Origin of the sequence: Agrococcus citreus, assembly GCF_039527715.1 — a bacterium.
Classification (GTDB): Bacteria; Actinomycetota; Actinomycetes; order Actinomycetales; family Microbacteriaceae; genus Agrococcus; species Agrococcus citreus.
On sequence record NZ_BAAAKK010000002.1, the window covers coordinates 92,267 to 103,888 of the forward strand.

Consider the following 11,622-nt stretch of genomic DNA (forward strand, 5'->3'; position numbering starts at 1 on the left):
TCGAATGGAGGACATGTGGCCGACGCCGCAACCATCGATGCGCCCGAGACGGCGACACAGCCGTCCGACGCATCCACCGAGACCGACGCGTCTCCCGAAGCACCGGCGCGCGACCGCGACGCCCTCATCCCGCAGCTCGCGCGCGCCGTGCGCCAGGTCGAGGCGGGCGTCAAGCGAGGCAGCGCCTCGCGGTCGACGCGCGTCAAGCTCCAGGTCGTGGCCATGCTCGCGCGCGAGGAGCGCGCTCGCGTGCGTGCCGACAAGGCGCTCACCGATGCCGAGCGCGCTGAAGACCTGAAGCGGCTCGACGGCATCGCCGTCATCCTCGCGAAGGCCGCAAGCCGGGAGCCGACGCTGCTCCCGCTGCTCGGCGACGGCGCCCCCATCACCGACGCTGTGCGCGAGCGCAAGCGCGAGATGCTCGAGGCCGCAGGCATGGAGCCCGAGCCCGAGGTCTCCTCCGCGCCCGCGCCCGAGAGCACCGAGCCCGCCGCGCCGCAGGTCGTGCCCCCGTCGGTGCACCGCGTGCAGCTCGCGAACCCGTTCCTCGAGCCTGACTTCTCGCACGTGCGCCGCAAGCCCGAGCGCGACCGCCTGGCAGGCTTCGACCTGCTCTCGCCGCTCTTCCTCTCCTTCGAGGTCGCGTCCGACGGCAAGCCCGCCTGCATGCCCCTGCCCGAGCCGAAGCAGCGCATCGCGCCCGGCGGCAAGGAGCTCATGCACCACCAGTCGCAGCTCGTGCAGGCCGCTCGCGACGGGCACCGCACGTTCCTGCTCGCCGACGAGCCCGGCCTCGGCAAGACCGCGCAGGCGCTGCTCGCCGCGCAGGCGGCGGATGCGTTCCCGCTGCTGGTCGTCGCACCGAGCGTCGTGAAGATCAACTGGGCGCGCGAGACCGAGCGATGGGTGCCCGGCCGCCGCGCCGCGGTGCTGCAGGGCGACGGCGACCAGCTCGACGCCTTCGCCGATGTCGTCATCGTCAACTTCGAGGTGCTCGACCGCCACATCGGCTGGCTCGAGCGCTTCAACTTCCGCGGCATGGTCGTCGACGAGGCGCACTTCATCAAGAACACGCGCTCGAAGCGATCGCGCCACGTGCTCCAGATCGCCGGAGCGCTGCGCGAGCGGATCGGCAACCCGCTGCTCATGGCGCTGACCGGCACGCCGCTCATCAACGACATCGAGGACTTCGCCGCGATCTGGCGCTTCCTGGGCTGGATCGACCAGAAGGAGCCCAACGCGCGCCTCACCGACGAGCTCGAGGGCATCGGTCTCACGCCGATGGATCGCGCCTTCTACCCGGCGGCGCGCAAGGCGGTCATCGACATGGGCATCGTGCGTCGCCGCAAGATCGACGTCGCCTCCGACATCCCGGCCCGCCGCATCGCCGACATCCCCGTCGAGCTCGATGAGGCATCCGTGCGATCGATCCGCTCTGCCGAGCGCGTGCTCGTCGAGCGGATGGTCGCCCGCTACGACGCCGCGATGTCGCAGCGCTCCGCCGACGCTCGCGACGACTCCCGCGTCGACGACGAGCTCGTGCGCCGCATCGCGCGCAGCGAGGTCGAGACGCAGGAGGGCGCCACGGGCGAGAACGTCTTCGCGCTCGCCCGCCGCATCGGCCGCGCGAAGGCAGGCCTCGCCGCCGACTACGCGGGTCAGCTCGCCCACTCGGTCGGCAAGGTGGTCTTCTTCGCCAAGCACATCGACGTCCTCGACGAGGCCGAGCAGACGCTCGCGAAGGCCGGCATCAAGACGGTCTCGATCCGCGGGGACCAGTCGCCCACGCAGCGCCAGAAGGCGATCGACGCCTTCACCGAGGACGACTCGGTGCAGGTCATCGTCTGCTCGCTCATGGCTGCGGGCGTCGGCGTCAACCTGCAGGCGGCAGCCGACATGGTGCTCGCCGAGCTCTCGTGGACCGACGCCGAGCAGACGCAGGCGATCGACCGCATCCACCGCATCGGCCAGTCGATGCCGGTGACGGTCTGGCGCATCCTGGCCGCGCAGACGATCGACACGCGCATCGCCGAGCTGCTCGACGCGAAGGCGGGCCTCGTCGGCCGCGCGCTCGACGGTGCAGTGGGCGACGAGCCGACGACGGGCGACCTGCGGCTCGATGCGGTCTCGGGCATGCTCCACGACGCGATCGCGGCGCGCATCCGGCAGGGCTGAGGGCCCGTGCCCGACGCCGTCTTCGGTGATCCGCGGCTCGCGGCGGTCTACGACGCGCTCGATGCGGGTCCGAATGAGCATGGCCGGTCGGACCTCGAGGTCTACGAGCGGCTCGTCGTCGACGAGCTCGGGGCGAGGACGGTGCTCGACATCGGCTGCGGCACGGGCACCTTCGCGCTCATGCTCGCGGCGCGCGGCCTCGAGGTCACGGGCGTCGACCCGGCCGCCGCATCCGTCGACGTCGCGCGAGCGAAGCCCGGGGCGGATGCCGTGCGCTGGGTGGTCGGCACGGCCGACGCGCCGACGGCATCCGCGGGCCGCTTCGACGTCGTCACGATGACGGCGAACGTCGCGCAGGTCTTCCTCGACGACCTCGACTGGCACGCGGTGCTCGTCGCGGCGCGGCGCGCGCTGCGGCCCGGCGGCACGCTCGTCTTCGAGTCGCGCCGGCCGGAGCGTCGGGCATGGGAGGGCTGGACGCGCGACGAGACCCGCCAGGTCGTCGACGTGCCGCACGAGGGCGCCGTCGAGGAGTGGGTCGAGGTCACCGACGTCGACGGGCAGTTCGTCACGTTCGAGTCGCCCACGATCTTCCACCGCGACGGCGTGCGCATCGAGTCGACCTCGACGCTGCGATTCCGCCCGCGCGAGGCGATCGAGCGCTCGCTCGCCGCCGCGGGCCTCGAGCTCGTCGACGTGCGCGACGCCCCCGACCGGCCCGGCCGCGAGTGGGTCTACCTCGCCCGGCGCTCGCCCCGACCCGCCGGTTGAGCGTCTGCGTCCGAGTTGCGCTCGACTCGGACGCGGATGCTCAACCGCCTCCCGGCCTGACGCTCGGCAGCCGGGCTCAGCTGGCGGTGGCGTCCTCGAGGGCGAGCTCGCGCGCTCGCTCGAGCGCCTGGGTGAAGGTCGATGCCAGCTGGGCACCCGAGAGGCCGAGGCGCATGTCGAAGACGAAGAACGGCACGCCGTTCACGCCGAGCTGCTGCGCCTGCTCGATGTCGGCGCGCACCGCCGGCACGTAGCGCTCATCGGCGAGCGCCTCGCGGATCTGCGCCGCGTCGAGCCCTGCCTCCGTGCCGATCGCGACGAGCGCCTCGACGTCACCGATGTCGGTGCCACGCTCGAAGTGCCCCGAGAGCAGCGCCTCCTTCACGGCATCCGCGCGGCCGTGCTCCTTCGCGAGGTGCAGCAGCTGGTGCGCACGCAGGCTGTTGGCGACGACGAGCCGGTCGAAGTCGTACTGCAGGCCCTCGCCGGCCGCCTGCTCGGTGACGTGCGCGAACATCTGCCGCACCTGCTCGACGGGCATCCCCTTGCGGCTCGCGAGGTACTCGACCTCGGTGCCGTCGTAGTGCTCGGGGAGCGTCGGGTCGAGCTGGAACGAGTGCCACGTGACCTCGACCTCGTCCCGGTGCTCCCAGGCGCCGAGCGCCGTCTCGAATCGGCGCTTGCCGATGAAGCACCACGGGCACGCCACGTCTGACCAGATGTCGATCTGCATGCTGGGAGCCAACGCGACGCCGCGCTGTCTGATTCCCCGCGCCGAGATCCGGTTGCGCGGGCCGGGCTCAGCGGGGCAGCTCGTCGATGAGCGCGTCGGCCTCGGGGTCGTCCCAGTCGTCGAGGTCGACGTCGTCGTCGGTCGCGACGACGGGCACCGCCACGGCGTCGTCGTCGGTCGCGTCGTCGTCGCCGAGCCACGCATCCGCCGCGGACTCGAGCTCGTCGTTGTCCTCGTCGTCGAGGTCGTCGTCGTCGCGCTCGTCGTCCTCGGCCAGCTCGTCGCGCAGCCACTGCGTGAGCTCGCCCTCGGCGTCGGCATCGACCATCGCCTCGACGCTCTCGTCGTCGAGCGGCAGGATCGCGGCGACCTTGTCGCCGTCGCGCGCGACGATCGTGTCGTCGTCACCGTCCTCGCCGATCACGCGCTCTACCGACTCGTGCCAGCTCGCCAGGATGTCCTCGACGAGGGCCGCCAGCCGCTCGCGCTCCTCCTGCCAGTCGGTCATCGCGCCTCCCCGGGTGTCGTCGATGCGGCATCGGATGCTGTGCCCGATGCCGCGGTCGGTCCAGTCTGCACCAGCCTGAGCCGACGCGCCTTGAGCATGTAGTCGATCGCGGCGACGATGTGGAGCCCGGTGCCGAGCAGCATGAGCATCACGCCGACCGGCATCGCCCCCGGCAGCACCGTGTGCCCGAGCAGCAGCACGACGATCGCCACGAGCAGCAGCGCCGTGCGGATCTTGCCGAGCCATGAGACGTGGATGCTGCCGTCGCGCGCCTCGCGGCCGGCGAAGACGACCGCGAGCACATCCATCCCGAAGATGACCGCGAGGATCCACCAGTCGACGACGCCGGCGATGGCGAGCGAGAGCGTCACCCCGATGATGCCGATGCGGTCGGCGATCGGGTCGAGCACCTCGCCGAGGCGCGACTCCTGGTGCAGCGCCCTCGCGAGCACGCCGTCGATCCAGTCGGTCGACGCCCACACGGCGAGCAGGATGACCGGTGCCCACGACCCATCCGCACCGGTGACGACGAGCCAGCAGACCGGCACGAGCAGCGCGAAGCGCACGAGCGTGATGGCGTTGGCGACGGTGAAGACGCGCTGGAAGTAGGGGTCGTTCGGATCGCGTTCGCGAGCCGGGGTGAGCGCCATGCCCCCTTGATAGCACAGCGCCTCAGCGAGTCGCGGCGCCCCAGCGACGGGTGGCGAAGCCGACGGCGATGCCGATGAGCGCACCGATGATCGACTCGACGAGCCGGTCGACGAGGAGCTGCTCGACGGGCGTCGGCGTCGCGAGGTGCACCGCGAGCAGCGCGAGCGGGGTCACGAAGACCATGGCGACGCCGTAGTTGCGGCCCACGAGCATCTCGACGCCGAAGGTGCACAGGGCGACGAGCAGCACGATCACGAGATCGGCGGGCCGCAGCAGCAGCGCGGCCGCGGCGAGCAGCACGCCGAGCGTCGTGCCGAGCACCCGGTGCGTGCCTCGGGCGAGGCCGGCCGCGAAGCTGCCCGACGCGATCGGCACGACCGCCGAGACCATCGCCCAGTACGGGTGCCCGATGCCGAGCAGGGTGGCGAGAGCACCCGCGAGCAGCACGCTGATCGCGTAGCGGGCGACGCGGCGCAGCTGCACGCGGCTGCCGGGGGAGAGGCGGTAGCTGCGCACGACCGGTTCGTGGGGGAGCGGCAGCTGCCGCCGCGCGCGCCGCAGCATCGTGCTCGCCGAGCCGACGAGCACGGAGAAGAGGGCGGATGCGGTGGCACCGCGGTCGCGACGCCCGCGTCGGCGATCGACATGTCGGGGATGGAGGCGGAGCCGCTGAAGGCGAAGAGCGCGAACAGCGGGCCGGGCGGATGCCAGTCCTCGGCATCCGAGACCGTCGAGACGACCGCGGCGAAGAGGGCGCCGCCGACGATCATCGGCCACGCGGGTGACGGCAGCGTCGCGACGAGCGAGCCGAGCCCGACCGCGACGACCATCACGACGGCGGCGGTCGACTGCATGACGACGCGCGGCAGCTGCACGCGGTTGCGGCCGTAGAGCGCGGTGAAGGCGCCGAACGCGGCCCACGCCGACCACTCGCTGTGGCCGAGGGCGAGCAGCACGAGCAGCGGCACGAGCGTGCTGATCGTCGCGCGGATCGCGACCCGGTGGGCGCCGTCGTGCGGCCCGAAGGCGAGCAGCGCGTCCCGGTACTCGCGCACGCTCATGGCGCGTCCGGCTTCGCGGCCTCGAGCCCCAGCCGCACCATCTCCACCACCCGCGCCGCGAGATGCTCGCGAGAGCCCTCGTCGAGCGAGCGGAGCGGACCGTCGACCGTGAGCATCGCGAAGCCGTGCACCGCCGACCACGCGAGCGCCTCGGCGCCGGGCCGATCCGCGGCGCTCAGGGCGCCGGCATCCTGCAGCGTGTCGAGCGCGCGCTCGAGCTGCTCGTACGGCGTTCGGCCGCTCGCGCCGCGCGCGTCGGGGTCGTGCGCCGAGTCGAGGTCGCGGTGCGCGCGGAACGCGAGCTGGAAGAGCCCGGGCTCGCGCCACGCGAACCGCAGGTAGCCGATGCCCACCGCGCCGAGCACGCCGTCGGCCCACGTCCTGCCCTCCGCGGGCGGGACGGCGGCGATCTCGTCCTCCATCGCGTCGGCCACCATGCCGAGGGTGCGCAGCACGAGCGCCGACACGAGCTGCTCCCGGCTCTCGAAGTGCCGGTAGACGGCCGAGGGCGCGACCTCGACGATGCGCGCGAGCTCGCGCAGGCTCAGCGCCTCGGGTCCGGATGCGCGTGCGGCGTCGACGCCGGCGTCGAGGAGCGCCCGACGCAGATCGCCGTGGAAGTAGCCCGATCGTGCCATCGCCCTTGACGCTACCGTGGCGCGGCACTAATGTGAACGCCGTTCACAACGAGGTGCGCGAGGAGCGGTCATGGCAGTCCAGATGGTGTTCCCGAACCACGCGGTCGCCGACGTCGCTCGGTCGACCGCCTTCTACGAGGCGCTCGGCTTCGAGAAGAACCCTGTCTTCAGCGACGAGACGACGAGCTGCATGGTGCTCACCGAGCAGGTCGCGATCATGCTGCTCGAGCACGCGAAGTTCGACGAGTTCCTCGTCGGCGACCAGCGCCGCGCTCCCGAGGGCACGCTCGAGAACCTGCTCGCGCTGCTGCTCGGCAGCCGCGAGGAGGTCGACGCGTTCGCGGCTGCGGGCGCCGGCGCAGGCGGTATGCTCTCGAAGCCGGTGGAGGACAACGAGTGGGGCATGTACGGCGGCCAGCTCACCGATCCCGACGGCCACATCATCGACTTCTTCCACATGGAGGCGCCGCAGGCCTGACCTGCCCCGCCTCCCACGCACCGGCGCGCGGACCTCGCGGGAATGCGCGCGCCCGGTCCGCGTTGCCTTGACGCATCACACGCGAGACGGAACCCATGCAGATCGACACCCAGCCCACGCGCGCGACCGCGCGCCCCGCCCCCGAGCGCCTCCCGGCGGGCGGCGCCGTCATCATCGCCACGCTGCTGGTGTCGGCATTCGTCGTCATCCTCAACGAGACGGCCATGAACGTCGCCATCTCGACGCTCGTCGCCGACCCGGTGCTCGACATCGACGAGCGCGCAGCGCAGTGGCTCACGACCGCCTTCCTGCTCACGATGGCGATCGTCATCCCCATCACCGGCTGGCTCATGGCGCGGTTCACGACGCGCACCCTGTTCGTCGCCGCGATGACCGCCTTCGTCGTCGGCACCGTGCTCGCCGGCGTCGCTCCGTCGTTCCCGCTGCTGCTGCTCGGGCGCGTGGTGCAGGCGTCCGGCACCGCGGTCGTCTTCCCGCTGCTCATGACCACCGTTATGCAGCTCGTGCCGCCCGCCCGGCGCGGCGCCTTCATGGGCACGATCTCGCTCGTCATGTCGGTCGCGCCCGCGCTCGGCCCGACCCTCTCCGGCACGATCCTGCAGTTCGCGTCGTGGCGCTGGATCTTCCTCGGCGTCGCGCCGCTCGCGCTCGTGATGCTCGTCGTCGGTGCGCGCAGCCTCAAGCGCGGCACCGCGAAGCACCCGCCGCACCTCGACGTCGTCTCGATCCCGCTCGCCGGCCTCGGCTTCGGCGGTCTCGTGTACGGCCTCTCGCTCATCGGTGCGGCCGACCTGCCCGCCTGGCAGCTGCCGACCGCGCTCGGCGTCGGCGTCGTGTCGCTCGCGCTCTTCATCCTGCGGCAGCGCCGCCTGCAGCGCACCGACGACGCGCTGCTCGACCTCCGCACCTTCCGGCACCCGCTCTTCACCGCCGCGGTGGTCGTGATGGGGCTCGCGATGGCCGCGATGTTCGGCACGCTCATCATGCTGCCGCTCATCCTGCAGGACTCGATGGGGCTCGAGCCCGTCCAGGTCGGCCTCATCACGCTGCCCGGCGCCCTGCTCACCGGACTGCTCGGCCCCGTGGTCGGCCGGCTCTACGACCGCTTCGGGCCGAGGCCGCTCGTCATCCCCGGCGCCCTCGTCATCCTCACGGCGCTCGTGCTCTACACGCAGCTGCACATCTCGACGCCCTGGTACGTCGTGCTCGCGATGCAGGTGACGCTGAGCCTCGGCTTCGCGTTCACGTTCCCGCCGCTGTTCACCGTCTCGCTCGGCGCGCTGCCGAAGCACCTGTACGGGCACGGCTCGGCCGTGCTGAGCACGGTGCAGCAGGTCGCGGGCGCGGCGGGCACCGCCGCGTTCGTGACGATCATGGCGACCCGGCAGGCGCAGCTCGTCGCCGAGGGCGTCGCCTCGGGCGAGGCGCTCCTCGAGGGCGCGCGCATCGCGTTCATGGGCGCCGCGGCGCTCTGGACGGTCGGCGTCGTCGCGACCCTGTGGCTGCGGAAGCCCGCGGATGTCGTGCCCGACGAGCGCGAGCACGTCGAGCAGGCGGGCGCTGCCGCCTAGCGCGCCTGGCCCATGATGCGCACGGCCTCGGCGGCGTGCTCGTTCGTGACCTGCACGCCGTAGCGGGCCGCCTGGATGCCCTTGACGCTCGCGAAGTCGCGCTTGCCGCCCGTCATGGCGTGCTGCGCGACGCCCGCGATGATGCCGAACGCCGCGCCCATCAGGATCGCCCAGAGCACCCAGCTCCACGAGTCGGCGATGATGAGCCCGAACAGCAGCCCGATGAACAGCCCGAACCACGCGCCGCCGAGCCCGCCCGAGAGGGCCGCGCGGCCGTAGGTCATCCGGCCGAGCACCTGCTCGACGGTCGTGATGCCGGTGCCGATGATGCGCACGTGCTCGACGGCGAACCTCGCATCGGCGAGCCGATCGACGAGCGCCTGCGCCTCCTCGTAGGTGTCGAACTCGGCGATCGTCGTCGATGGCGGCGTCGGCTGCGAGCGCAGGGGCTCCGTGCCGCCCTGCATGGGGTTCAGCTGCGTCATGCCGTCGATCCTCGCACCGACGCCGGTACGGTGCCAGGGTGGATGAGATCCTGCAGTTCGCCGGCAACTACTGGTGGCTCGCCTTCATCGTCGGCCCGATCGTCGGCGGATGGTTCGGCGGCGTCGCCAAGTACAACGAGAAGCGCCGGCGCGACCGCATCGAGCTCGAGCGCATCCGCCGCGCGCCGATGGTCCCCGTCGCGGCGCCCCCGCCGACGCCCGCCGAGGTCGACCTCGCCGACCGCGACCGCCAGATCGAGCGCATCCTCGCCGACCACGACGACACCGACCGTCGCTGGCTCGGGTACGAGCTCGACGTCGCGAAGCTCATCGACTACCCGCTCGTCACCGACATGCGCGAGCCGCTCACCCAGACCTTCCACCGGGCCAAGCGCGTCGCCGACGGGCTGCGGCCGGAGTCGCCGGATGCGCTGCGGCCCGCCGGCGCGCTCGAGCGGTACCGCGAGGCGGTGCGTGACTACGAGGTCGCCTTCGAGGCAGCCGTGCGCGAGGCGAAGCGGCGCGCGCAATCGGGCTTCAGCGAGCCCGAGCGACGGCGGCTGCAGTCGGCGCAGCGGCTCATGGCGCTCGCCGAGAGCGAGGCGTCGACCGCGGCGGAGCGGCAGAGCGCCTACAAGCAGGCGCGCCGCGAGCTCGACGGGCTCATCGCGCTGCCGGAGGCGACGACCGACGACCTCGAGCGGCGGATCGCAGGCGAGCTCGAGGCCTGACGGCCGTCACTCGTCGGCGACCTCGAACGCCGCGATGCGTGCCACCGCATCGGCCGGCGTGTCGACGAGGTCGATGCCGGCCGCTCCCGGCCGGTCGCGCATGACCGCCTGCAGCAGCGGCCACGCGGGCATCGTCTCGGTCCAGTAGCGCTCGCCGAGCAGCACGAGCGGTGCCCACGCGCCCTCCTCGGCGTAGGAGTTCTCGCACGCGTCCTGGAAGATCTCCTGCACGGTGCCGCCCCCGCCCGGGAGCACCACGACGCCCGCGTTGGCGACGCGCAGCAGGATGTCCTCGCGCACCGAGTTCTGGAAGTACTTCGCGATCGACGTCGCGAACGAGTTGGGCGGCTCGTGCCCGTAGTGCCACGTCGGGATGCCGAGCGAGACGCCGTCGCCGACCCTCGCCGCGACGCGCTGCGCGGAGGCGATCCACTCGGGGATCGCGCCCTGGAACGAGGGGACGGCCGCGAGCTCGTCGATCGCGGCGTCGAGCTCGTCGGTCGAGACGGCGACCGCGCGGGCGCCGAGGTTGCCCGCCTCCATCGCGCCGGGCCCGCCGCCCGTCGCGACGACGCGGCCGATCCGAGCGAGGCCGTGCGCGAGGTGCGCGGTCTGCCGGTACTCGGCGGAGTCGCGGCGCAGCGCGTGGCCGCCCATGATGCCGACGATCGCGCGGCCCCGCACCCAGTCGGCGAGCGCCTCGTCGATCGAGTGGTCGTGCAGCGCTGCCGCGAGGGTGTGCGCGGTGTCGTGGTGCCGCGTGCGCGACCAGGCGTACACGCGGGCGTCGAAGCTCGACGGGTAGCCGTCCTCGAGCCCGGCGACGAGGTCGTCGGGCGCGTAGAGCGTCGACCGGTACGCGTTGAACGGCACCTCCGGCACGTCGGCGAAGATGAGCGCGCCCTGCTCGGCGAGCCGCTCGCGCGCGCCGTCGGGCAGCTCGGCGCCGAGCAGCAGCGCGCCCTCGCCGTCGAGCCGCTCGAGCTGTTCGCCCCGCTCGCGCAGGTCGACGTCCTGGATCCGCCAGCCGCGCATGCTGTGCGCGCGCACGGCGAAGCGGTCGAAGGCCTCGAGCGAGCCGATGTCGATGCGGCGGCCGTGCTGCGGGCGCTCGTCGAAGTCGTGCATGCGCGGGAGCCTACCCAGCGGTCGGCGTCGCACCCTGGGCGACCTCGATCCGGCTGCCGCCGCCCGGCACGGGGACGACGCGGATGCGGGCGGGGATGCGCTCCTGCATCTGCTGCACGTGGCTGATGACGCCGACGCTGCGCCCGCCCGCCCGCAGGTCGTCGAGCACCGCCATCGCGTGCTCGAGCGTGTCGGCGTCGAGCGAGCCGAACCCCTCGTCGACGAACAGCGTCTCGAGCGAGACGCCGCCCGACTCCGCCTGCACGACGTCGGCGAGCCCGAGGGCGAGCGCGAGCGACGCGAGGAACGTCTCGCCGCCCGAGAGCGACTCGGTCGTGCGCGCCTTGCCCGTGTGCGCGTCGAGCGCGAGCAGGCCGAGCCCGCTCGCCCGACCGCGGTAGGCGGTCGACTCGTCGTGGAGCAGCGAGAAGCGACCGCCCGTCATGCCCGCGAGCCGCAGGTTCGCAGCATCGACGATCGCGGCGAGCCGGGTCGCGAGCACGTACGTCTCGATGTCCTGCCGACGGGGATTCTCGCCGCGGAGCGCGCCCGCGAGCCCGCGGAGCGCGAGCGCGTGGTCGGCGCCCTCCGCGAGGGTCGCGAGGGCGGTGCGCGCGGCCTCGGCATCGGCGAGCGCGAGCCGGCGGCGCTGACCAGCCTCGGCGTCGGCG

Annotated in this window: 14 protein-coding genes; 6 read left to right on the forward strand and 8 right to left on the reverse strand. The window is 72.8% G+C overall.

Annotated elements, in window-relative coordinates:
- Window positions 1–15: 15 nt before the first annotated feature.
- Both ABD106_RS05265 and ABD106_RS05270 read left to right on the forward strand, forming a co-directional pair.
- Entirely contained in the window at window positions 16–2,175 is a 2,160-nt protein-coding gene (locus ABD106_RS05265) for a DEAD/DEAH box helicase (RefSeq protein ID WP_425545723.1), read from the forward strand.
- 6 nt (window positions 2,176–2,181) lie between these two features.
- The gene (locus tag ABD106_RS05270) at window positions 2,182–2,946 is read left to right on the forward strand and encodes a class I SAM-dependent methyltransferase (protein ID WP_343918103.1); all 765 of its coding nucleotides are present in this window, start codon (window positions 2,182–2,184) and stop codon (window positions 2,944–2,946) included.
- A gap of 76 nt (window positions 2,947–3,022) precedes the next feature.
- Here the strand turns inward: ABD106_RS05270 and ABD106_RS05275 are convergent, their stop codons facing one another.
- From ABD106_RS05275 to ABD106_RS05290, 4 genes are all read right to left on the reverse strand, one after another.
- Window positions 3,023–3,679, reverse strand: coding sequence for a DsbA family oxidoreductase (locus ABD106_RS05275; protein WP_343918105.1), 657 nt, complete (start codon window positions 3,677–3,679; stop codon window positions 3,023–3,025).
- 67 nt (window positions 3,680–3,746) lie between these two features.
- On the reverse strand, window positions 3,747–4,187 hold the full coding sequence (locus ABD106_RS05280; protein ID WP_343918107.1) for a hypothetical protein: 441 nt from the start codon (window positions 4,185–4,187) through the stop codon (window positions 3,747–3,749).
- A complete protein-coding gene (locus tag ABD106_RS05285) occupies window positions 4,184–4,837 on the reverse strand; it encodes a CDP-alcohol phosphatidyltransferase family protein (protein ID WP_343918109.1) in 654 nt (217 codons plus the stop codon). Before ABD106_RS05285 ends, ABD106_RS05280 begins: the two co-directional genes overlap by 4 nt.
- Before the next feature lie 22 nt (window positions 4,838–4,859).
- On the reverse strand, window positions 4,860–5,426 hold the full coding sequence (locus tag ABD106_RS05290; RefSeq protein ID WP_343918111.1) for an FUSC family protein: 567 nt from the start codon (window positions 5,424–5,426) through the stop codon (window positions 4,860–4,862).
- Window positions 5,427–5,483: 57 nt separating this feature from the next.
- Between ABD106_RS05290 and ABD106_RS05295 the strand changes: the two genes are divergently transcribed.
- Window positions 5,484–5,729 carry a hypothetical protein gene (locus tag ABD106_RS05295; protein ID WP_343918113.1) on the forward strand — a complete coding sequence of 82 codons (246 nt, stop codon included), beginning with the start codon at window positions 5,484–5,486 and terminating at the stop codon, window positions 5,727–5,729.
- A 166-nt stretch (window positions 5,730–5,895) separates the two neighbouring features.
- Here ABD106_RS05295 and ABD106_RS05300 read toward each other — a convergent pair whose 3' ends face one another.
- Window positions 5,896–6,537: a TetR/AcrR family transcriptional regulator gene (locus ABD106_RS05300; protein WP_343918115.1), complete on the reverse strand. Its 642-nt coding sequence runs from the start codon at window positions 6,535–6,537 to the stop codon at window positions 5,896–5,898.
- 70 nt (window positions 6,538–6,607) lie between these two features.
- Here ABD106_RS05300 and ABD106_RS05305 point away from each other — a divergent pair, with 70 nt between their 5' ends.
- Together ABD106_RS05305 and ABD106_RS05310 are read left to right on the forward strand one after the other, a co-directional pair.
- Entirely contained in the window at window positions 6,608–7,015 is a 408-nt protein-coding gene (locus ABD106_RS05305; RefSeq protein ID WP_343918117.1) for a VOC family protein, read from the forward strand.
- Window positions 7,016–7,110: 95 nt separating this feature from the next.
- Window positions 7,111–8,607: an MDR family MFS transporter gene (locus ABD106_RS05310; protein WP_343918119.1), complete on the forward strand. Its 1,497-nt coding sequence runs from the start codon at window positions 7,111–7,113 to the stop codon at window positions 8,605–8,607.
- Here the strand turns inward: ABD106_RS05310 and ABD106_RS05315 are convergent.
- On the reverse strand, window positions 8,604–9,092 hold the full coding sequence (locus ABD106_RS05315) for a YflT domain-containing protein (protein ID WP_343918121.1): 489 nt from the start codon (window positions 9,090–9,092) through the stop codon (window positions 8,604–8,606). The two genes, ABD106_RS05310 and ABD106_RS05315, sit on opposite strands and share 4 nt — an antisense overlap.
- Window positions 9,093–9,130: 38 nt before the next feature.
- Between ABD106_RS05315 and ABD106_RS05320 the strand changes: the two genes are divergently transcribed.
- On the forward strand, window positions 9,131–9,823 hold the full coding sequence (locus tag ABD106_RS05320; protein WP_343918123.1) for a hypothetical protein: 693 nt from the start codon (window positions 9,131–9,133) through the stop codon (window positions 9,821–9,823).
- Window positions 9,824–9,829: 6 nt separating this feature from the next.
- Here the strand turns inward: ABD106_RS05320 and ABD106_RS05325 are convergent, their stop codons facing one another.
- Window positions 9,830–10,951, reverse strand: a complete 1,122-nt coding sequence (locus ABD106_RS05325) for an LOG family protein (RefSeq protein WP_343918125.1) — start codon at window positions 10,949–10,951, stop codon at window positions 9,830–9,832.
- Between the two features lie 10 nt (window positions 10,952–10,961).
- Window positions 10,962–11,622 (reverse strand): SbcC/MukB-like Walker B domain-containing protein (locus ABD106_RS05330; RefSeq protein ID WP_343918127.1); only part of this gene is annotated, 661 nt, incomplete at its 5' end.